The 22,621-nt window shown below is 55.9% G+C and carries 20 protein-coding genes; 14 read left to right on the forward strand and 6 right to left on the reverse strand.

Translation table 11 applies throughout. The features are described from left to right. Positions 1-112: 112 nt before the first annotated feature. From QN370_RS07745 to QN370_RS07780, 8 genes are all read left to right on the forward strand, one after another. A complete protein-coding gene (locus QN370_RS07745; RefSeq protein WP_322128495.1) occupies positions 113-2,362 on the forward strand; it encodes a TonB-dependent receptor in 2,250 nt (749 codons plus the stop codon). A 77-nt stretch (positions 2,363-2,439) separates the two neighbouring features. Then, complete coding sequence (locus QN370_RS07750; RefSeq protein ID WP_322128496.1) at positions 2,440-3,903, forward strand: metallophosphoesterase; 1,464 nt, start codon at positions 2,440-2,442, stop codon at positions 3,901-3,903. Positions 3,904-4,005: 102 nt separating this feature from the next. Further along, positions 4,006-4,983 (forward strand): bifunctional riboflavin kinase/FAD synthetase, encoded by a 978-nt coding sequence (locus QN370_RS07755; protein ID WP_322128497.1) that lies wholly within the window; start codon positions 4,006-4,008, stop codon positions 4,981-4,983. 87 nt (positions 4,984-5,070) lie between these two features. After that, complete coding sequence (gene ileS / locus QN370_RS07760) at positions 5,071-7,959, forward strand: isoleucine--tRNA ligase (protein ID WP_322128498.1); 2,889 nt, start codon at positions 5,071-5,073, stop codon at positions 7,957-7,959. A 37-nt stretch (positions 7,960-7,996) separates the two neighbouring features. Then, positions 7,997-8,497 carry a signal peptidase II gene (gene lspA, locus QN370_RS07765; protein WP_322128499.1) on the forward strand — a complete coding sequence of 167 codons (501 nt, stop codon included), beginning with the start codon at positions 7,997-7,999 and terminating at the stop codon, positions 8,495-8,497. Positions 8,498-8,512: 15 nt separating this feature from the next. Then, complete coding sequence (gene coaBC, locus QN370_RS07770) at positions 8,513-9,718, forward strand: bifunctional phosphopantothenoylcysteine decarboxylase/phosphopantothenate--cysteine ligase CoaBC (RefSeq protein WP_322128500.1); 1,206 nt, start codon at positions 8,513-8,515, stop codon at positions 9,716-9,718. Positions 9,719-9,725: 7 nt separating this feature from the next. Next, the gene (dut, locus tag QN370_RS07775; protein ID WP_322129186.1) at positions 9,726-10,181 is read left to right on the forward strand and encodes a dUTP diphosphatase; all 456 of its coding nucleotides are present in this window, start codon (positions 9,726-9,728) and stop codon (positions 10,179-10,181) included. Positions 10,182-10,192: 11 nt separating this feature from the next. Beyond that, entirely contained in the window at positions 10,193-11,308 is a 1,116-nt protein-coding gene (locus QN370_RS07780; protein ID WP_323581705.1) for a M48 family metalloprotease, read from the forward strand. Between the two features lie 66 nt (positions 11,309-11,374). On the opposite strand, the gene clpA is transcribed toward QN370_RS07780, so the two are convergent. After that, positions 11,375-13,678, reverse strand: a complete 2,304-nt coding sequence (clpA, locus tag QN370_RS07785; protein ID WP_322128502.1) for an ATP-dependent Clp protease ATP-binding subunit ClpA — start codon at positions 13,676-13,678, stop codon at positions 11,375-11,377. Beyond that, positions 13,675-13,983, reverse strand: coding sequence for an ATP-dependent Clp protease adapter ClpS (gene clpS / locus QN370_RS07790; protein WP_009665918.1), 309 nt, complete (start codon positions 13,981-13,983; stop codon positions 13,675-13,677). The genes clpA and clpS overlap by 4 nt, the downstream gene beginning before the upstream one ends. 345 nt (positions 13,984-14,328) lie before the next feature. On the opposite strand from clpS, the gene QN370_RS07795 reads away from it, so the two are divergent. The 3 genes from QN370_RS07795 to QN370_RS07805 all read left to right on the forward strand — a co-directional run bounded on the left by QN370_RS07795 (position 14,329) and on the right by QN370_RS07805 (position 16,625). Beyond that, positions 14,329-14,532 (forward strand): cold-shock protein, encoded by a 204-nt coding sequence (locus QN370_RS07795; protein ID WP_009665919.1) that lies wholly within the window; start codon positions 14,329-14,331, stop codon positions 14,530-14,532. A gap of 98 nt (positions 14,533-14,630) precedes the next feature. Continuing rightward, positions 14,631-15,986 (forward strand): cache domain-containing protein, encoded by a 1,356-nt coding sequence (locus QN370_RS07800; RefSeq protein WP_322128503.1) that lies wholly within the window; start codon positions 14,631-14,633, stop codon positions 15,984-15,986. A 9-nt stretch (positions 15,987-15,995) separates the two neighbouring features. After that, complete coding sequence (locus tag QN370_RS07805; RefSeq protein ID WP_322128504.1) at positions 15,996-16,625, forward strand: response regulator transcription factor; 630 nt, start codon at positions 15,996-15,998, stop codon at positions 16,623-16,625. Between the two features lie 62 nt (positions 16,626-16,687). On the opposite strand, the gene icd is transcribed toward QN370_RS07805, so the two are convergent. Next, positions 16,688-17,941 (reverse strand): NADP-dependent isocitrate dehydrogenase, encoded by a 1,254-nt coding sequence (icd, locus tag QN370_RS07810; protein ID WP_322128505.1) that lies wholly within the window; start codon positions 17,939-17,941, stop codon positions 16,688-16,690. Between the two features lie 224 nt (positions 17,942-18,165). On the opposite strand from icd, the gene QN370_RS07815 reads away from it, so the two are divergent. Then, the gene (locus tag QN370_RS07815; RefSeq protein ID WP_322128506.1) at positions 18,166-18,735 is read left to right on the forward strand and encodes a pseudouridine synthase; all 570 of its coding nucleotides are present in this window, start codon (positions 18,166-18,168) and stop codon (positions 18,733-18,735) included. Here QN370_RS07815 and QN370_RS07820 read toward each other — a convergent pair. Both QN370_RS07820 and QN370_RS07825 read right to left on the reverse strand, forming a co-directional pair. Further along, positions 18,732-19,856, reverse strand: coding sequence for a HupE/UreJ family protein (locus tag QN370_RS07820; RefSeq protein WP_322128507.1), 1,125 nt, complete (start codon positions 19,854-19,856; stop codon positions 18,732-18,734). The genes QN370_RS07815 and QN370_RS07820 overlap by 4 nt on opposite strands. Beyond that, entirely contained in the window at positions 19,853-20,962 is a 1,110-nt protein-coding gene (locus tag QN370_RS07825; protein ID WP_322128508.1) for a hypothetical protein, read from the reverse strand. The genes QN370_RS07820 and QN370_RS07825 overlap by 4 nt, the downstream gene beginning before the upstream one ends. A gap of 340 nt (positions 20,963-21,302) precedes the next feature. Here QN370_RS07825 and QN370_RS07830 point away from each other — a divergent pair, with 340 nt between their 5' ends. Beyond that, the gene (locus tag QN370_RS07830; protein ID WP_322128509.1) at positions 21,303-21,536 is read left to right on the forward strand and encodes a hypothetical protein; all 234 of its coding nucleotides are present in this window, start codon (positions 21,303-21,305) and stop codon (positions 21,534-21,536) included. A 104-nt stretch (positions 21,537-21,640) separates the two neighbouring features. Further along, entirely contained in the window at positions 21,641-22,096 is a 456-nt protein-coding gene (locus tag QN370_RS07835; protein WP_322128510.1) for a DUF192 domain-containing protein, read from the forward strand. Positions 22,097-22,184: 88 nt separating this feature from the next. Here QN370_RS07835 and rpsT read toward each other — a convergent pair whose 3' ends face one another. Next, positions 22,185-22,451 (reverse strand): 30S ribosomal protein S20, encoded by a 267-nt coding sequence (gene rpsT / locus QN370_RS07840; protein WP_322128511.1) that lies wholly within the window; start codon positions 22,449-22,451, stop codon positions 22,185-22,187. Positions 22,452-22,621 lie beyond the last annotated feature (170 nt).

Genomic DNA, 22,621 nt, shown 5'->3' on the forward strand with positions numbered 1-22,621 from the left:
GTACATTGCCTTTGTCATGAGTTAGTCAGCGTTCGGTAATTGCCATGTCATCTTTCCATCTTATCCTGCCCGCAGATTGAAAATCTCAATCACTACCAGGGAAAATAAAAAAATGACTTGCCAGATTATTCGCCGTGCCTTGCCGGCCAGTTTCGTCTTGACACTGCTTGCTTGTGCGGTCAGTTCCGCATTTGCCGCTGACGACAATACCGACACCCAATCCGAATCGCAATCCAATACCCGCGTTCAGGTGTCGGCCTCAAAAGTCACGGCGGCGATGATGGCACCTAGCCAGACATCGCTGGCAGCGACGCAGCCGCAATCGGTGATCAACCGTTCATTCATCGAGAGCTCGATCTCGCCAGTGAGCGACTACACCGCGATCACCGCGATTGCACCTAGCGTCACCGGCGGCATTTCGGCCAACGGGCCCGGCCTGGGCGAGGCCAAGAATGGCTTGCGCGGTTTCAAGGATGGCGAGTTCAACGTCACTTTTGATGGCATTCCATTTGGTGACACCAACGGTGCCACGCATCACTCGACCGCCTACTTCCCTGCCAGCGTAATCGGTGGCGTGGTCGTCGAACGCGGTCCCGGCAAGGCCAGCGACTTTGGTCAGGCCACTTTTGGCGGCTCGGTCAATCTGCAATCACGCGAAGTTTCGGAGCGCCAATCGGTCTCGCCGTTTGCGGCCTACGGTACGTGGAACACCAAGCTGATCGGCACCCGTGTCGACACCGGCACCCTCACTGATCTGGGTGATGCCCGCATCGCGTTCAATGTCCAGCGCCTCAGCAGCGATGGCGCCCGCACGTTCAGCGCCATTCAGGGCGACAGCATCATGTTCAAACTGGAGAAGCCGCTCGGCAGCAACACGCTGCTGACCGTCAACACCAACTACAACAAGAACTACTACTACCAGCCCGACAAGGACAATGGCCTGACGATGGCGCAAGTAGCCCAGTACGGCAAAAATTACGTACTGAGCAATGATCCGACCCAAGCCAATTACTACGGCTACAACCGGGCTGACAAGACCACCAACCTGAACTACATCCGTCTGCAAAGCGACCTCGGCAACGGCTGGGCGGTCGACAACAATCTGTATCACTACAATTACACCAACACCACGCTGGCAGCCGACAGCGGCAACCTGCCCGGCGTCGGATTCGGCAGCGTGGTCAATGCTAACGGCAGCAAACTGGCTGGCCAGATGCCCGGCTATGTCAAGACCAACGAGTACAAGGTCACCGGCGACATCTTCAAGGTCAGCAAGCAGTTCGATGCTGGCCTGGCCCGCACCGGCGTCTGGCTGGAGCAAGCCGACACGCACCGCAGCACCTATGATTTCAATTTGCTGACGATGCTGCCAAGCTACAAGGAAGCCGCTGTTGCGGGTGTATTCACTGGCATCAACAACGTCAAGTACGAGCAGAAATCCGGCTGGAAAAGTTATCAGCCTTTCGCCGAGTTCGAGTGGGCTGCTACGCCGGACCTGACCATCACGCCCGGCATCAAGACCATGCTGACCAAGCTCACGATCGATGCTTCGGTGAATCAGACCGCGCGCTTGCCGCAGCAGATCAGCAAGGATTTCCACGCCACCTTGCCGTTCCTGACCGCGAACTACAAGCTCAGCCCGATCTGGTCGACCTATGCCCAATATGCCAAGGGCATGCTGGTACCGGACATCAGCCTGTTCCAGAGCACCAAGGCCGATGCCTCGTCGATCGAACCACAGCGCTCCACCAATTACCAGTTGGGCGTGGTCCACAAGACCGACAAGCTGCTGTTTGATGCCGATCTGTACTACATTGATTTCAGCAACAAGTTCGCGATCTTGCCGGGTACCGATGCCCAGCCGGTGTATTACAACCAGGGCGGCGTGACTTACAAAGGCCTGGAAGGTCAAGTCACGTACGCGTTCATGAACGGCTTGTCGCTCTACACGAACGGCTCGCTCAACCGAGCCGAATCGAAGGCCACCGGACTGACCGTCGCTACCGTACCGAACTCGACGGCGGCACTGGGCTTGCTATATCAGATGGCTGGCTGGTCCGGCTCGCTGATCTACAAGCGCACCGGCACGACCTATGCACTCGATGATCAGGGCTACAAGCTCAACCCGATCACCGCCACCAATCTCAATGCCAGCTACACCTTTGCCAATCCTGGCATGGGCGTAAAAAGCATGAAGCTGCAGTTCGGTATTTACAACCTGTTCAACAAGCAGGACGTGATTGCCGTCAAGCCAGTCAACACCACCGCTGGCACCGCCAATTATGGCGTTGCGGCTGCCGGTGATACCTTTCTGTTCCAGCCGGAACGCAGCGTGATGGCGTCGATCAACGTCTTGTTCTAAACTTTCAGATCTGTTTGACAGTCCGACGGAAAATCGTTTTCCGTCGGACTTTTCCATTCCGGCTTCAGGAGTACTGCATGATCTCTCTTACTCAATTTTCCCTTACTCAATTTTCTTTTACCCAATTTTCTTTTACCCAATTCAATCGCACGCTATGCATTTTGCCGCTGCTCGTTGCTGGCTGCACGGCGATACCCGTCACGGACAAGCCTGCCGCAGCAAGCAACATGACGAGCTTCGTTGTCCTCGGCGAGCAGGGCCAGCCGGTCGCACGCGTGCTCACCGACGCGGCACAATGCCCGGTCATTCGTCTTGACGGGGTGGATGTGGCGATGGACGTGCGCGCGCCTGCCGGCACCGTCGCGCAGCGCACTACCCGCTCCGCTCCGGCCGACTCCAAGCCGTCCGCCTTCCCATTGCTGACCTGTGAAAAAATCCTGCCACCGCACACGACTTCCGCGAGCGTCGCAGGTCGCTCATTACCGCTGCCAAAACCCGAGTCCAACCGCATCGTCGTCATCGGCGATACCGGTTGCCGCCTGAAGAAAAGCGATCAGGCTTACCAGCCCTGCAACGATGCCGAGCAGTATCCGTTTGCCCGCATCGCCGCCGCCGCCGCCCGCTGGCAGCCTGACCTGGTCATCCATGTCGGTGATTATCACTATCGCGAAAACGCCTGTCCCGATGGCAATGCCGGCTGTGCTGGCAGTAGCTGGGGCTATGGCTGGGATGCCTGGCGCGAGGATTTTTTCCAGCCGGGAGCGCCCTTGCTGCAAGCCGCACCGTGGGTTCTGGTACGTGGCAATCACGAATCCTGCAGCCGCGCCGGACAAGGCTGGTGGCGCATGCTTGACCCGCGACCACTGCAAGTCGGGCGCGACTGCAACGATGCGGTCAATGACGATCAGGGTGATTTCAGTGATGCGTACGCCGTGCCGCTTGGCGGTGATGCGCAAGTCATCGTGCTCGACACTTCCAACACCACCGGCAGCCCGATCGCGGCGACGGATGTCCGCGTCGCCAAATACCGCGCGATGTATCGTCAGGTCGAGCAACTGTCGCAGCACGCCAGCACCAACATCGGCGCCAATCACCAGCCTATCCTGGGTTTTTATGCCCGCAAAAACAAGCAGGGCGGTATTGACGTCTTGCCAGGCAATCAGGGGATTCAGTCGGTGTTTGGTGCGATCAATCCGTTGATCATGCCGCCGCGCATCGATACATTGCTGTCCGGCCATACCCATCTGTGGCAACAGGTCAGCTTTGCCAGTGCGCATCCGAGCCAGTTCATCACCGGCTTCTCGGGCACGATGGAAGACCTGGTGCCGTTGCCCGACATCCTGCCAGCCGATGCCACGCCAGCACCCGGTGCCATCGTCGACAACGTCAGTGCATGGACCGGCGGCTTCGGTTACATGACCATGGAGCGCAGTGGCGCACGGCAATGGGACGTGCGGGTATGGGATACGACAGGTCGCCAGGTCAACCGTTGTCAGGTCGATGGCAGCAAGTCGCGCTGCGAGAAGGCGCGCGTTCAGTGACGGCAGAAGAGCGGGATGCGTGGTTATCCTGCTCTTCCAGCAAGAAAGCCACCGAAAGCATCTATAATCCAAGGCTTTCCGATTGCTCCCCACTGTGACCCCATGAAGGTATTTCGCGGATTACCCAATGCTGCGGCCCGTGCGCCCTGCGCACTGACGATTGGCAATTTTGACGGCGTTCATCTTGGCCATCAGGCTTTGCTGGCGCGCATGTCCGAAGCCGCCGGCAAGCTCGGACTCGATTCGGCAGTCATGACGTTCGAGCCGCACCCGCGCGAATACTTCGCCCGGGTCCAGGGCGATCCGGCCAAGGCCCCTGCCCGCATCGCCAATCTGCGTGACAAATTGCGCTCGCTCAATCAGGCCGGCATCGATCGCGTCATCGTCCAGCATTTCAATGCGCATTTCGCCGCACTGACTCCCGAAGAATTCATTCGCGACATTCTGGTCGACGGCTTGCACGTGAAATGGCTGATGATCGGTGAAGACTTCTGTTTTGGCGCACGTCGCGCCGGCAATGTCGCGATGCTGATCGAGGCTGGACAACGCTATGGTTTTCAGGTCGAGACCTTGCCAACGGTGCAGCATGACGGCACACGGATTTCGTCTTCGGCGATCCGCATGGCGCTGGAAGCGGGCAATTTCACCCAAGCCCATCAGATGCTGGGCCATCCGTATGCGATCTCGGGCCATGTCATCCACGGTAAAAAGCTCGGCCGCACCATCGGCTTTCCGACCCTCAATCTGGCGGTCACCCACAAGCATCCTGCACTGAGCGGCATCTATGTCGTGCAAGTACACGGTTTGGCTGCGCAGCCACTGCCAGGCGTGGCCAGTATCGGCGTGCGTCCGACCGTCGATGACAGCGGGCGTGTACTTCTCGAAACACATCTGTTCGACTTCGCGGCCAACTGCTATGGCAAACTGATCCGGATTGAATTTCTGAAAAAATTACGCTCCGAGCAAAAGTACACTGACCTGCCTTCGCTGACGGCAGCCATTGCCAACGATGCCAACAACGCGCGCGCTTATTTTCGCGATGCCAGCGCGGTGGCGTTGTCGGCGACCGACCGAATTTGACGCGCTTCATCGCAGGCACCGCCCGGCGGGAAGTGGTCAGTGACCAGCCCGCTGCACCCGACTCCAGACTCTCTTCAAAGAAATCCCATGTCCGATAACAAACCGAACAAACCCGCCGGCAAAGCCGCAGGAAAACCTGCCAGCAAGTATCCGGTCAACATGCCCGACACGCCGTTCCCGATGCGCGGCGACCTCGCCAAGCGCGAGCCGCAATGGATCAAGTCGTGGCAGGAAAAAAAGCTGTACGAACGCGTGCGCAAGGCCGCCAAAGGGCGTCCACTGTTCGTGCTGCATGACGGCCCGCCATATGCCAATGGCGACATTCACATCGGCCATGCGGTCAATAAGGTATTGAAGGACATCGTGGTCAAGTCGCGCAATCTGGCCGGCTTCGATGCACCGTATGTGCCGGGCTGGGATTGCCATGGCATGCCGATCGAGATCCAGATCGAAAAACAATACGGCAAGAGCTTGCCAACGGCCGACGTGCTGGAAAAATCGCGTGCCTATGCGACCGTCCAGATCGAACGCCAGAAGCTCGATTTCATCCGGCTGGGCGTGCTCGGCGAATGGGACAATCCGTACACCACGATGAACTTCGGCAATGAAGCCGACGAGCTGCGCGCCCTCGGCACCATCCTGCAAAAAGGCTATGTGTACCGTGGCCTCAAACCGGTCAACTGGTGCTTCGATTGCGGTTCGGCGCTGGCCGAAGCCGAAGTCGAATATCAGGACAAGCGCGACCCGGCCATCGATGTCGGCTTCGCCTTTGCCCAGCCCGAAAAAATCGCCGCTGCCTTTGGCCTGGCTGCGCTGCCGACCGAGCGCGGCTACTGCGTGATCTGGACCACGACACCGTGGACCATCCCGGCCAATCAGGCCATGAACGTGCATCCCGAATTCGATTACGCGCTGGTGCACACCACGCGTAACGGCGAACCGCTGCTGCTGATCCTTGCGCTGGACCTGGTCGAAGCCTGCCTGAAACGCTACGGACTGGAAGGCAGCGTGATCGCTACCTGCAAGGGCGAGGCCTTGTCACTGATCGCCTTCAGGCATCCGCTGGCCGACACCGATCCCGGCTATGACCGCCTCTCGCCGATCTATCTGGCCGAGTATGTTGCGCTCGATACCGGTACCGGCATTGTTCACTCGTCACCGGCCTATGGCGTCGACGACTTCTTGTCCTGCCGCGCGCATGGCATGAAGGATGACGAGATGCTTAACCCGGTGATGGGCGATGGCCGCTATGCGTCAGGGTTACCGTTCTTCGGCGGCATGACGATCTGGGAAGCCTCGAAGCCGATCTGCAGCAAGCTCGATGAAGCCGGTGCGCTGTTGAAGCTGGTGATGTTCGATCACAGCTACATGCATTGCTGGCGCCATAAGACGCCGATCATCTACCGCGCCACGTCGCAGTGGTTTGCCGGTATGGATCGCACGCCCAAAGATGGCGGCCCGACCTTGCGCGAAACCGCGCTGGCCGGCATCGACGCGACCACGTTTTATCCGGGATGGGGCAAGGCACGCCTGCACGGGATGATTGCCAACCGGCCTGACTGGACGCTGTCACGGCAACGCCAGTGGGGTGTGCCGATGGCATTCTTCGTGCACAAGGAAACCGGTGACCTGCATCCGCGTACGCCGGAGCTGCTCGAAGAAATTGCCCAGCGCGTTGAAGTCGCCGGCATCGATGCCTGGCTGACCATTGAGCCGAGAGACTTGCTGGGCGACGAGGCCGACCAGTACATCAAGAACAAGGACACGCTCGACGTCTGGTTCGATTCCGGCACCACGCATCAGACCGTGCTGCGTGGCTCGCATGCACAGTCGTCGCACTTCCCGGCTGACCTGTACCTCGAAGGCTCGGACCAGCATCGCGGCTGGTTCCATTCGTCATTGCTGACGTCGTCGATGCTCAATGGCTGCGCCCCCTACAAGACCTTGCTCACGCATGGTTTTGTTGTCGATGGCGAAGGAAAAAAAATGTCCAAGTCGGTCGGCAACGTGGTCGCGCCGCAAAAAATCGTCGACTCGCTCGGTGCCGACATCCTGCGCCTGTGGGTGGGTTCGACCGACTATTCGGGCGAACTGTCGATCTCCGACGAAATTCTCAAGCGCGTCACCGAAAGCTATCGTCGTATCCGTAATACGCTGCGTTTTTTGCTGGCCAATACGTCGGACTTCGATGCGACGGTCAATGCCATACCCGTTGCCGACATGCTCGAAGTGGACCGCTACGCGCTGGCTCGCATCACGCAATTGCAGGCCGAAATCATGGCGCATTACGAGATCCATGAATTCCAGCCGGTGACATCGAAGCTGCAGATGTACTGCTCGGAAGATCTTGGTGGCTTCTATCTGGATGTGCTGAAGGACCGGCTTTACACCGCCGGTGTCGGGTCGGTCGCGCGTCGCTCGGCCCAGACTGCGCTCTGGCATATCACGCACACTTTGCTGCGCCTGATGGCACCGGTCCTGTCGTTCACGGCCGAAGAAGCGTGGGCACTCTTTGCCGATCCGGTCGCCTTCGCGGCCAGCGACGAGACCATCTTCACGCAAACCGGCTGGGTCGTGCCGGCGGTGGCAGGGGCCGATGCCTTGCTTGAGCGTTATGCCGCCTTGCGTGACGTGCGCACCGAAGTCTCGAAGCAGCTCGAAGAAGTACGGATCGCCGGTGGCATCGGCTCATCGTTGCAAGCTGAAATCGAACTGCGTGCCAGTGGCGCGAAATTCGATTTGCTCACTAGCCTGGGCGATGACTTGCGCTTCGTGATGATTACGTCGCAAGCAAGCGTCACTCAGGTCACGGCCGAGACCGACGAATCGGTGATCGTCACGCCCTCCACCGAACAAAAATGCGAGCGTTGCTGGCATTATCGGGCCGATGTGGGCCGCGATGCGGCGACGCCGGAACTGTGCGGCCGCTGTGTGGCCAATCTGTTTGGTGCCGGTGAAACGCGTTATTTTGCGTAATCCTGTTTAACTTTGCTTTTTTTGACTGACTGATTCCATGGCTACCAAAAACCGTTTTTCGACCAAGCCACAATCGGGCCTCGGCGCGTGGCTGGGCATCGCAGCGATCATCGTCCTGATTGACCAGCTGACCAAGATCACGATCACCAAGCTGTTCACGTATGGCGAATCGCTACCGGTCACGTCTTTTTTTAATCTGGTGCTGGCCCATAACCAGGGTGCGGCGTTCAGCTTCCTGGCCAATGAGTCTGGCTGGCAGCGATATTTCTTTACTGCTCTCGGTACTGCTGCGGCCGTCTTTATCATCTACCTGCTCAAACGCAATGCCGGTCAGCGCCTGTTTTGCTGGGCGCTGACACTGATCCTTGGCGGCGCTATTGGTAATGTCATCGATCGCGGCATGCACGGCTACGTGATCGACTTCCTCGATATCCATCTCGCCGGCTGGCACTGGCCAGCTTTCAACGTGGCCGATAGCACCATCTGTATCGGTGCCATCCTGTTCGTCCTCGACGAACTGCGCCGCGTCAACAAATAACCCAGCGGAGTCGTCATGGATCTGGCAGGAAAACATATCGTACTGGGACTGACCGGCGGCATCGCCGGTTACAAGGCTGCCGAACTGACGCGGGCGTTGATCAAGTCTGGTGCCACCGTGCAAGTGGTCATGACCGATGCGGCGACCCATTTCATGACGCCAGTGACGATGCAGGCACTGTCTGGCCATCCGGTCTACACCGATCAATGGGATGCCCGGATCGCCAACAACATGGCGCATATCGACCTGACCCGCAACGCCGATGCCATCGTCATTGCGCCCTGCTCGGCCGACTTCATCGCCAAGCTGGCACAGGGCCGCTGTGATGATTTGCTCTCGACCTTGTGCGTCGCACGGCCCGCCATGCTGCCGCTGTTGGTCGCCCCGGCAATGAATGTCGAGATGTGGCAAAACGCCGCTACCCAACGCAATGTCAAACAGCTCGTCGCCGATGGTGTGCAGATTCTCGGCCCGGATGCAGGCGACCAGGCCTGCGGCGAAACCGGCATGGGCCGCATGCTCGAACCGATGCAGCTGCTCGACGACGTGATTGCCGCATTCCAGCCCAAGGTGTTGCTCGGCAAACGTGTCCTGATTACGGCCGGTCCGACCTTTGAACCGATCGATCCGGTGCGCGGCATCACCAATTTGTCGTCGGGAAAAATGGGTTACGCGCTGGCTCGTGCGGCCCGCGAAGCCGGTGCCGAAGTGATGCTGGTGTCCGGCCCGACGGCCCTCGCCACACCGACCGGCGTACAGCGCATCGATGTGCAGACGGCGCAGCAAATGTTCGATATCGTCCTCAGCCACGCAAGCGGCCAGGATCTCTTCATCGCGGTCGCCGCCGTTGCCGACTGGCGCGTCACCAACGCCAGCGAACAGAAGCTGAAAAAAACTGCCGATGGTGCGATGCCGCCGCTCGAATTTTCGTCCAATCCGGATATCCTCGCGACGGTCGCCGCGCTGCCGGACAAGCCCTATTGCGTCGGATTTGCAGCCGAGTCCGAGGACCTGCTCAAGCACGGCAAGGCCAAGCGCGCCCGCAAGGGCGTCCCGTTACTGGTCGGCAACATCGCTCACTCCACCTTCGGCAAAGACGACAACGAACTGGTGCTGTTCGATGCCAATACCGAGATTCATTTCCCGCCTGCGCACAAACAGATCCTGGCGCGTCAGCTGATCACCGAGATCAGCGAACGCCTGCGCATGCATGTCCACTGACTCCGCCATGACCCTCAAAACCATCGCCATCAAAATCCTCGATCCGCGCATGCAAAACCTGTTGCCGGCCTATGCCACCAGCGGCAGTGCGGGCCTTGACTTGCGTGCCTGCCTCGATGCACCTCTGACCCTTCAGCCCGGGGAAACCCATCTGGTGCCGACCGGCCTGGCGATCCATCTTGCCGATCCCGGTTATGCCGCGATGATTTTGCCGCGCAGCGGGTTAGGTCACAAACACGGCATCGTGCTGGGGAACTTGGTCGGGCTGATCGACTCCGACTACCAGGGTCAATTGATGGTATCGACCTGGAATCGCGGTCAGACTGCATTCACGCTGGAACCCATGGACCGGCTTGCCCAACTGGTGATCGTGCCAGTGCTGCAGGTCGGTTTTCATGTGGTCGAGGACTTTGCCGACAGCACCCGCGGCGAAGCAGGTTTCGGTAGTACCGGAAAACATTAATGGAGAAAAAAATGCTTGAAGTGGTTGAACTGACTAGACAGCATTGCCGTTCAACCTTGATCGCCCTCGGCGTTGCCGCACTACTGGCCGCCTGTGCGACACCCGCCCCGACCACAGCACCTGATTCATCCTCCTCGACCGTTACCAAAGCAGCCGCACCGTTACCGGCAGCGCCAGCGCCGGTGCCGGTGGTGACATCGGCAGAAGAGACCGCGTTACGTCAGTTAGTCGACCTGCAAGACCGACTGGATCGGGTAGCGGGTCCTCTGCTGGTCAACAATCCGGCACTGTGCAAACGCAATGCACGCCGCTTGCTCGGTTTCACTGCAAAGACCAAATATTCCTATTCGACCGAATTCACCCCTGCCGCACAAAAGCTGCTCCAGCTCGACGAACGCTTGCGCGTGACCGGTGTGCTCCCCGGTAGCGGAGCCGACAAGGTCGGCGTTCTACGCGGCGATATTTTGCTTTCGGTTAATGAGAAATCGCTACCGCAAGGCCCTAACGCCGAACGTCAGACCGCGGCGTTATTGGCGCCGATGGTGACGTCCCGCGGCAATGTCAAACTGACCGTCTTGCGGAACAACCGCCAGATGGTGTTCGACGTGCCACTCACGATGGCCTGCGCGTTCCGGGTTGAACTGGGCAATACCGATGCCGTCAACGCGTATTCCGATGGCTACCGCGTACTGGTAACACGCGGCATGCTTGCCTATGCCAAATCCGATCAGGATCTCGCGTATGTGCTGGCGCGCGAGATGGCCCACAACGCGCTGAACCATCCCGTGCGATTGCGTAGCAGCGCCACCATCGCCGGTGTGATCGACAATCTGATCCGGGTCAATCCCGACCTGGGGATGATCAACGGCACTGCCGGTATCAAGCCTTATAGCCAGAGCATTGATGCAGCGGCAGATGTGATGGCGCTCTTCATGACAGCGCGGGCCGGTGTCGACATTGATGGTGCATCGGCATTCTGGGAGCGTCTTGCAAACCAGTATCCGATCGCAACGACCAATGGCTACACGGCGCTGCATCCAGCAACAACCTACCGGCTCGCGGCGATTGACAAGGCAACGGCGGATATTCACGCCAAACAAGCGATGCAAAAACCGTTGATCCCCTGATTTGTACACGTAAAAAAAGCCCGGATCGTTTGCACGATCCGGGCTTTTTTATTGACGCCTGGATGACTACTCGACTTCGAGCGTCTCTTGCGATGCGGCTGGCGGAGGCGTGCTGTCACCATCCGAAAAGTCCAGTTTGATCTGGTCCTTGTCGTCGAGATCGACGGTCACCTTGCCGCCGCTGACCAGCTTGCCGAACAGCAGTTCGTCGGCCAGTGCTTTGCGGATCATGTCCTGAATCAGACGCGCCATTGGTCGTGCGCCCATCAGCGGATCGAAGCCCTTCTTGCCAAGGAAACTTCTCAGCTTTTCGGTAAAGATCGCATCGACTTTTTTCTCATGCAATTGTTCTTCCAGTTGCATCAGGAACTTGTCGACGACGCGCAAGATGATCTCTTCGTTCAAGGCACCGAAGCTGATAATCGAATCAATCCGGTTTCGGAATTCAGGCGTAAACATCCGCTTGATATCTTCCATCTCGTCGCCGGCTTCCTTCTTCTCGGTGAAACCGATCGAGCGTTTCTGCAGGCTTTCGGCACCGGCGTTGGTCGTCATGACAATGATCACATTGCGGAAATCTGCCTTGCGACCGTTGTTGTCCGTCAGCGTACCGTGGTCCATCACCTGCAACAGGATATTGAAAATATCCGGATGGGCTTTTTCGATTTCATCGAGCAGCAAGACAGCATGCGGCTTCTTGGTAATGGCTTCTGTCAGCAACCCGCCCTGATCGAAACCGACGTAGCCCGGTGGCGCACCAATCAGACGACTGACTGCATGGCGCTCCATGTATTCCGACATGTCGAACCGGATCAGTTCGATACCGAGAACGAATGCCAGTTGCTTGGCAACCTCGGTCTTGCCGACACCAGTCGGACCGGAAAACAGGAACGATCCAATCGGCTTGTCGGTCTTGCCCAGACCCGCACGTGCCATCTTGATCGCTGACGACAACGCTTCGATCGCTGGCTCCTGCCCGAAGACGACATTTTTCAAGTCGCGCTCAATCGTTTGCAATTTACTGCGGTCATCCTGGTTGACGGACTGCGGCGGAATGCGTGCGATCTTGGCGATGATGTCCTCGATCTCGGCTTTGCCAATCGTCTTTTTCTGCTTCGACTTCGGCAGGATGCGTTGCGCAGCACCCGCTTCATCGATCACGTCGATGGCCTTGTCCGGCAGATGGCGATCGTTGATGAACCGTGCGGCGAGTTCAGCAGCCGTGGTCAGTGCCGACGCGGAATACTTGATACCGTGATGTTCTTCAAAGCGCGATTTCAGACCACGCAAAATCTGGATGGTTTGCTCGACGGTTGGCTCGTTAACATCGACTTTCTGGAAGCGACGTGACAGCGCATGATCTTTTTCAAATACCCCGCGATACTCGGTGTAGGTGGTCGCCCCAATGCACTTTAGCTGACCGCTGGACAAAGCGGGCTTCAACAAGTTCGATGCATCGAGTGTCCCACCGGAGGCCGCACCGGCTCCGATAATGGTGTGAATCTCATCGATGAACAGGATGCCATTCGGGCTGTCTTTGAGCTGTTTGAGAACGGCTTTCAGACGCTGCTCGAAGTCGCCCCTGTACTTGGTACCTGCGAGTAGCGCACCCATATCGAGCGAGTAGACGACCGCATCTTGCAGGATTTCCGGCACTTCCTTTTGCGTGATGCGCCATGCCAAGCCCTCGGCAATCGCGGTCTTGCCAACGCCAGCTTCACCTACGAGTAGTGGATTGTTTTTACGACGACGGCAAAGTGTTTGGACGACCCGCTCAAGCTCTGGCTCACGGCCGATCAATGGATCGATCTTGCCTTCAAGCGCCAGCTTGTTCAGGTTTTGCGTAAATTGGTCCAGAGGACTTTCTTTTTGCTGCCCGTCAGCCGGTGCTTCTTCACCGCTTTCAGGTGCTTTTTGCGGCTCGGCCTGCTGGTCCTTGCGCACGCCGTGCGAAATAAAGTTGACTACATCAAGACGGGTTACCCCTTGCTGATGCAGGTAATACACCGCATGAGAATCTTTTTCGCCAAAAATTGCTACCAGTACGTTCGCGCCGGTGACTTCTTTTTTGCCATTCGACGCAGATTGCACATGCATGATGGCACGCTGGATCACGCGCTGGAATCCCAGCGTTGGCTGCGTGTCTACCTCGCTAGCACCAGGGACAGTGGGCGTGTTGTCCGCAATAAAATTAGTCAGCGTTTTGCGCAGATCTTCAATATTGACGGCGCACGCTCTCAGCACTTCCGCCGCAGAGGGATTATCCACCAGGGCCAAAAGCAAATGTTCTACAGTAATAAATTCGTGACGAGCTTGCCGTGCTTCGACAAACGCCATGTGCAAACTAACTTCCAGTTCCTGCGCAATCATGCTTCCTCCATCACGCATTGCAGGGGGTGCCCCGCCTTTCTTGCGTGTGTTAACACCAATTCGACTTTAGTGGACGCGATATCCTTGGGGTACACGCCGCACATCCCTTTACCATCGCGATGCACCATCAGCATGATCTGGGTGGCGTTTTCGCGATCCTTGTTGAAGTATTCCTGAATGATGGCCACGACGAACTCCATCGGCGTGTAGTCATCATTGAGTAAATACACTTGGTACATCGACGGCGGCTTGAGTTTCTGAGTCTGCCGGACGAGTACTGTGCCGTTTTCGTGCTTGGTTGCCATGCGTGTATCTAAGTCCTTCAACTACTGTAGTCACAACAAATAATAATGAATGTCCCGAAGCGCAGATTGATATTACGCGCTTTCAGGATTAGTCGCAGGTGGCGCTACTGCGGGAGAATTCAAGAGTGTTTTTTTGTTGCAACTAAACACGTATCCGACAATGGCCCAGCCGCTCCGTAGAAAATCTTGACTTCATTATTTTTTTCGCGAACAATGAATTGTCTTGACAAGTAACGTAATTGAAACTGTCAATGCAAAGGGGGCAAGTTTTAAGAAGGGGCAACGTCAATTCAGGCTTCCTGCTTTTACGGCTCGTGTGATCAAGCAAATTGGAAAGACGCTTTTATGGCAACAGGTACAGTCAAGTGGTTCAACGACTCCAAGGGTTTCGGATTCATTACTCCGGACGATGGTGGTGAAGATTTGTTTGCACACTTCTCCGCAATCCAGATGAATGGTTTCAAAACTCTGAAAGAAGGTCAAAAAGTTCAGTTCGAAGTCACGCAGGGCCCCAAAGGCAAGCAAGCTTCCAACATTCAGGCTCCCTGATCAGTTCATAAGACTGACCACAGCACAACCCCGCCAACGCGGGGTTTTTTGTTGTCATGCGTTCTGACTATTGACAATAAAACTCGTCGCCTTTCCCAATGAATCTCAGACAAAAAATATTTTTGCTTGCTGTCGTGCCGCTGATTGTTGCCCTTTGTGCGATTGCGCTGGCAGTACAACATCAAGCCACACTGCTGGCACAACAACAGCTTAAATCGGTCGAGTCCGCCTATCTCAAAAGCAAGGAAGCGGAAATGCGTCATTACGTGACGCTCGCTACGCGTTCGATCAAGGCGATTTATGATTCCGGGCGACATGATGCCTTGGCGCTTGAAGAGGCGAAGCGCATTATTTCAAAACTCGACTATGGCGATGACGGCTATTTCTTTGTCTATGACATGCAAGGCGTCAATCTCGTTCATCCGCGCCAACCAGAACTTGTCGGTCAAAATTTATGGGAATTACGCGATAACAAAGGCAATCCGACGATACAACGACTGATCTTTCGCGCCAACCATGGTGGTGGCCTTGAACGCTATTTATGGGAAAAGCCATCAACCGGAAATGTTGTACCGAAACTGGGTTATGTCATCAGCCTGCCCAACTGGGGTTGGGTCCTTGGTACGGGCATCTATCTTGATGATGTCGATGCTGTCGTCAACAAACTGGATACCCAGATTTCGCGCAATATCCAGAGCACCATGCTGTGGATTACCGGCATTGCGATTGCCAGCGTACTGGTCATCGCCCTCTTTGGCCTGGCACTGAACTTCAGTGAGCATCGGGTCGCCGATGCTAAATTGAAGGTCCTGGCACAACGCGTCGTGCACTCACAAGAAGAGGAGCGCGCCAGGCTTTCACGCGACCTGCATGATGGCATTAGCCAATCACTGGTCTCCATCAAACTGCAAGTAGAATCGGGCATTGCCAAGCTTGCCGGACCACAGGCACAAGCCGATTTGGCCAGTCAATCATTCGATCGTGCAGCGGCACAACTCAATCATGTGCTGGGTGAGGTGCGTCGCATCTCACACAACTTGCGTCCAACTCTGCTCGATGACCTTGGCCTGGTTGCAGCGCTGGATCACCTCACGCGTGAATTTGCGGGTCATGCGATGATGAACGCGCATTTTATGACGGACGGGCATATCGAACATCTCTCTGAGGTCCGAAAAACAGCCTTGTTCCGGATTGCACAGGAAGCGTTGACCAACATCGAACGGCATGCCGCCGCCGCCAACGTTTCCCTGAATCTCAGCATCGACTGTGCCGCAGTACGCATGGTCATTTCTGACGATGGCAAAGGATTCGACATGGAATTAGTCGCAGATAACCCCAAGCGCGGGATTGGTTTGCGTAATATGCATGAGCGGGCGGAGGCGGTGGGTGGTCACTTATCGCTGAGCTCATCGGCTGAAGGAACTCAACTGACAGCAACACTTCCCAACGGATAATTTCTCATAATGGCTTCACCCGTGATTCAGATTCTGCTTGTAGATGACCACCCACTTGTGCGCGATGGCCTGCGAGCCAGACTGGAAACCGTTCCTCATTTTGAGATCGTTGCTGAAGCAGGAAATGCCAGCGAAGCGCTGAAACACGCGTCGACCATCAATATTGATTTGGCGTTAATGGACATTAATCTTGCCGGTATTAACGGGATTGAACTGACTGCGCAATTTCATGCACTCCATCCGGCCATCGCAGTGCTGATGCTGAGCATGCATGATAAAGCCGAGTACGTCATGCAATCGATCCTGAGCGGTGCCCGCGGATATGTTTTAAAAGATGCGCCTGCGATAGATATCATCACCGCCATCGATACGGTCATAGCGGGAGGCATCTATTACAGCGCAGGTATTGCCAGGCAAATGACCTCTCAGTTCAGTCCGCCGGTCCTACTGACCCCGCGTGAAAATGAGGTGCTGCAATCGATCGCCAACGGTAAATCCAACAAGCATATCGCACGAGAACTTGACCTGAGCGTGCGCACGGTGGAGACGCACCGTCTCAATATCAAGCGAAAGCTTGGCATCGAGGGTCAAGCTGATCTGATTCGATTTGCGCTGGAACGACTACCGCTCAAAGTGTAAAAAAGCCAGTCACGAATGACTGGCTTTTCTGTTCGCTCCTATTCCTGGCAGCGAAACAATAATTACATGTGCTCGATCATCACGTCACCGAAACCGGAACATGACACTTGTGTCGCGCCTTCCATCAGACGCGCAAAGTCGTACGTCACTTTCTTGGACGCGATTGAATTTTGCATCGAACTGATGATCAGATCAGCGGCTTCGAGCCAGCCCATGTGACGCAACATCATTTCAGCCGACAAAATCAGCGAGCCCGGATTGACGTAATCCTTGCCGGCATATTTCGGTGCGGTACCGTGTGTCGCTTCAAACATCGCAATCGAATCTGACAGATTGGCACCCGGCGCGATACCAATACCGCCCACTTGTGCTGCCAGTGCATCGGAAATGTAGTCACCATTCAAGTTCAGTGTAGCAATGACACTGTACTCGGCAGGACGCAACAAAATCTGCTGCAAGAAAGCATCGGCAATCGAATCCTTGACCATGATGTCGCGGCCGGTTTTTGGATTCTTGAACTTGCACCATGGACCACCATCGATCATTTCGGCACCGAATTCGCTTTGCGCCAAATCATAGGCCCAGTCGCGGAAACCGCCTTCTGTGTACTTCATGATGTTGCCCTTGTGAACGATAGTCACAGATGGCTTGTCATTGTCGATCGCGTATTGAATCGCCTTGCGAACCAGTCGCTCGGTACCTTCGCGCGAGACCGGCTTGATGCCGATGCCGGACGTTTCCGGGAAACGGATCTTGGTGACGCCCAGTTCATTGATCAGGAAATCGATCAGCTTCTTGGCATTGTCGCTACCGGCTTGCCACTCGATCCCGGCGTAGATGTCTTCCGAATTCTCGCGGAAAATGACCATGTCAGTTTTTTCAGGCTCTTTCACAGGCGAAGGGACGCCAGTGAAATAGCGCACGGGACGCAGGCAGACATACAGATCGAGTTGCTGGCGCAATGCCACGTTCAGTGAACGGATACCGCCACCGACCGGCGTCGTGAGTGGTCCCTTGATCGAGACGACGTAGTCTTTCAATGCATGCAACGTTTCTTCCGGCAGCCAGACATCCGGTCCGTAGACCTTGGTTGACTTTTCTCCGGCAAAAATTTCCATCCAGCTGATCTTGCGCTCGCCGCCGTAAGCCTTGGCAACGGCGGCGTCGATGACCTTGATCATGACGGGACTGATATCAATGCCGGTACCATCGCCTTCGATGTAGGGCACGATCGGGTTGTTTGGTACATTCAACGAAAAATCGGCATTGACCGTAATTTTTTTGCCTTCAGCAGGCACTTTGATATGTTGATACATCGATGTCTCCGGTACGGGAAAAGAGAGCGAAATCAGTAAATGAGCAGCTGATTTGGCAGCCAAGTCTTATATAAGACATAAGACAGCGTTTCGTATTATGCCATCCTATTTTACTGGATGCCACTGGTTTGCGACACAGACAATCGTCGAGTACCCCGGCAACCTCCCCGACAAGGGGCTTAAAATGCCAGAACACATTTATTTCAAACCAAGAAAAATATCGCATGGCGCTTATCCTGTTCAACAAACCGTACCTTGTTCTTTGCCAATTCTCACGGCAAGACGGGCGGACCACGCTCGCTGATCATCTGGACATTCCTGACATCTATCCGGCTGGCCGGCTCGATGCCGACAGCGAAGGGTTGATGCTGCTCACGGATGATGGACGACTCCAGCACGACATCAGCGACCCGACACACAAGCAACCTAAAACATACCTTGTACAGATCGAAGGCATTCCGGATGCTGTCGCGTTAAGCAAATTACGGGCAGGCATCGACCTCGGCGATTTCACCAGTAAACCTGCCAAAGTCGTTGAAGTCGCCGAACCGGCATGGTTATGGTCTCGCGATCCACCAATCCGGCAACGCGCAAGCAACCCGACGCGCTGGCTGGCACTGACGATCACTGAAGGAAAAAATCGCCAGGTTCGACGGATGACGGCAGCAGTCGGACTACCGACGCTGCGACTGGTGCGGGTTGCGATCGGCCCGTACTCTCTGGAAAGTCATCCATTGCTTCCGGGTGAATCGCGAGTTGTCGATGCCGCCGAACTGACGGCATCGCGTCGTTAGAACGGCAGAAATTTCAAGTTGAATGCGCGCTCTGCCAGCCAGCCGGCAGCCAGCAACGCAATGAGTGCAGAACCGCCTAACAGAATGATCTTGCGGTAAAGCATTGTATGGCGCAGATAGAAAGCAACCGGCAAAAATGCCGCGACGATGGCAAGTTGCCCGGCTTCGACGCCAACATTGAATCCAACCAGGGCCAGTGCCAATGCACTCTTCGGCAAACCCAGATCACTGAGTACCGTGGCGAAACCAAACCCATGGATCAACCCGAACACAAACGCCATCATCCAGCGGCGCTCACGAAACAGCGGATAGATATTGTTCAGCGCAGCAATCACTACCGAGGCGGCGATGATGGACTCCACCCAGCGCGACGGCAGACTGATCACGCCGAGCGTCGCCAGCGTCAATGTGATCGAGTGGGCCAGGGTGAATGCCGTCACGATTTTCAGAACCGACCAGAATGCTGGCTTGAAAGCATCGACTGCCTGCCACTGCTTGCGCTGACGAATAACCACCGCGGGCAAAAGTAACGCCAGCAGAAACAGGATGTGATCGTACCCAATCCAGATATGCCAGACACCTTCACGGGCATAGTCGACAAACTGCGTAACCCGACTTGGCGTAGTCAGCGAAAATTGCTGCGTTGCTTTCTCCGGACTAAAAATCGCGGTCGTCGAGACGCCCTGATATTGCAACTGCAGTAGCCCCTTGTGTTGCGGGTCAATGTCAAAAAACAGTCCGTATCGCGTCTGCAAGAGTTTGATCGGTTGCGCACATTGCGCCTGGAAGCGCAGCACCACATAGGCACCGTCGGTATGGTCATCGACCAGATGATCGGTCACGGTCGCAGGACAAGATTGACCATCCGATTGCAAGTTCAACCGGGCCATCGCATAGGCATCGATATCAAGCTGTTTGGCCTTGACCTCGCCCCAGGTGATGGCTGCATCGCCATTGGCATCGAGACCAAGCGCAAAGTCGAGGTCACGCAATGCGATATCCCACTGCCCGTTAATCGTCTTGCCCTCGACAATAAAGTTCAGATAGCTGTCGCTGGGCTTGTGCGCCTGTGCCGTGAGCGAAAACAGACATAACAGACCAAGCAGTAACAGGCGCTTCATTGCGTGACTCCGGCAACCTGACGGGCAAGCGCCAGCAGGACGCCATCTTCAATCCGGCTCTCGGTTAACCAAGTCAGTACGGGTTGCGCTGCGACAGGCTTTCGCGCGGCCAAGGCCGCTTCCAGAACAATACGGGCATCGCGCGGTTCACGCTGAACAGTCCAGTTCTTCAGTGCCAGATCCAGTGCCTTGTTCGCGTCACCCTCAATGGCCAGAACAAAACGGGCTTCCTCCTGTTGATGCACGGTATCACCTCGTAATTGAGCCGCCGCATAGCGTGCGGCAAGTGTGGATTGCAATGCGGCGGCGTTCGGTGACTTCAACATGTGCTCGGCAAACACCAGCCGCAACAACAGCACATCCGAGCGAGTGCGGTCCTTGAGCAGGGCAACAACCTCGGCCGCGCGTTTCTGATCCATCAGTAGATCCGCATACTCGGCAAGCAGGAACGTATCAGGAATGCCGAGTGCGATAGCTTCTTTGAAATGCTGTTCAGCGATCTTGACCTTGCCAAGACGTTGCGAGCTTTCCGCCAGTCGCAAAAGTACCCACAAGCGCTGGACCGGACTTGCTTCGGGATGCCGATCCAAAGTCTCCAGCAAGGTATTGTAAGCAGGCTGGGCCTTGCCGGTCAGCCCGTCGACCATCGCGAGACAGCCGGTCGCAATCACTTCGTCAGTCAATCCGTGCAATGCCTGGCAATCGGATCGCGCCAGCGCATAGCGGGCTTGCACCAAATGAATGATGGCACGCAGCGCCCGCGCCTGGGCATGCACGGGATACCGGGCGATCACGCTATCGAGATCCTTGATGGCACCACTGAAGTCGTGATTGAACTGCGCGAGGCTAGCACGCATGACCTGGATATCGACCGGCGGTTCTGGCATCGTCCACCACGGTGCCAGCGCTGCCTGTGCATAGCCGATATAACGTGGATCACCTTCCTCGGCCACCAATCCGTAGTAACGCTGCGCCAGTTTCAGTGCTGCGCCCTCGTCGCGCGGAGTACGCTGGAGTGTCTTTCGCAAATCGGACATCTCGCGAGCGATCGGATCGTTCGGCCGAAATGGCAAGCGTTCCAGCACAGCATCATCAGAAGCGGGCATCCGCGGTGCCGACTGGACTAGCGGCAACCAGGACAGGCAAGCAAGGAACAACATCAATCTTAAAGGCATCGAGTTTCCACGGTAAATGGCAAGAAAAGGAAAGACTGCGCTGCATGATAGCGCGCCAACTGTCGCGTCGCGCTAAAGAACAAAACAGCGCTCATGATGGGTACACGGTCAATGGCGGCTGGCTTGAATAGTCGTCACCACGGTAAAATAATTTCACGTGTTTTCGTTTTTATTTTGAAAACGCTGTCAACGCACTAGCCGGTATGCCGTTATTGCTAGCGATTCATGTGAATCTCCGCTTATCAATCGTATCAATTCTAAGGATTACAAAATGAAAAACCTAATCGCTGCATTGGTTGCTGGTCTGTTCGCTGTTTCCGCTTTCGCTGCTAGTCATACTGCTGCACCAATGGCACCAGCTACACCAGCCGCTACTACGGCACCAGCTGCCGCTACAACACCTGATGCAGCACCAGCAGTCAAAAAAGAAAAGAAAGCTAAAAAAGCTAAAAAAGAAATGAAAAAAGATGATGCAGCTGCACCAGCAGCGCCAGCAGCCAAGTAATTTGCTGTTAAGCTCGGACCAGAAGGCAGGTTATCCTGCCTTTTTTTATGGCCGAACGCTTTTCAACTGCAGCCCAACTTTTTAGGCGAGTACTAAACATAACGATGACCTATTCCTTCTACCCCCTACGCGTGCTCGCCCTCTCCGGAGCGCTCTTGCTCACCTCGCATGCCAACGCGCAACAACCCGTTAAATTCAAGGTGGCCTCCCTCTCAGCCGGCATCCATTTAATCAAGGCAGAAGTCGCAGCAAGCGAAGCCGAACGCGAACAAGGCCTGATGTTTCGCGAAAAGATGGGGCCTAACGAAGGAATGGTGTTCTTGTTTGGCGCGCCGGCAGGAGTCTGTATGTGGATGAAGAACACGCTGCTGCCGCTGTCCGTCGCGTTCATCGACGATGACGGCAAGATCATCAATATCGAAGAGATGAAGCCACAAACCACCGAATCACATTGCGGCCTCAAGCCGGCGAGTTATGCGCTGGAAATGAATGCCGGATGGTTCAAGCACAAGAACATCAAGGCAGGCATGGTCATCGACGGATTACCGAAAACAAGATAAACAGCATGCGTAAAAAAACCCGCATGGTGCAATCCATGCGGGTTTTTTTGTATGGCAAGCTGCGTAGCGGCTTACCAAAAAATTTAAATCAGGCGGCCAATGCCTTCAATGCTGCGGCCATACGGCTCTTGTGACGTGCTGCTTTGTTCTTGTGAATGATTTTCTTGTCAGCGATGCGATCGATGATGGAAATCGATGACTGGAACACTTGGGTTGCTACCGCTTTGTCGCCGCCTTGAATCGCCTTGCGGATAGCTTTGATCGCCGTACGCAATGCCGAGCGCTGGCTCGAATTATGTGCGTTTTGCTTGACTGCTTGACGTGCACGCTTGCGTGCTTGTGCGGTATTTGCCATGAGTGATATTTCCTAAATCGAGGTCAGGGTGCGTCATCAATGACGCTGGAGTTAGACAGAATTCTGTGAAGCCCCAGAGTATATCGGCTTTTATCCGAAAGGGCAAACTAACTGGAGGAACCAGGCAGACGCCCTTGTAACCATTGGCATGCAAGCACTGGCAAGCAGAG

Source organism: Actimicrobium sp. CCI2.3 (assembly GCF_035019065.1).
GTDB lineage: Bacteria > Pseudomonadota > Gammaproteobacteria > Burkholderiales > Burkholderiaceae_D > Actimicrobium.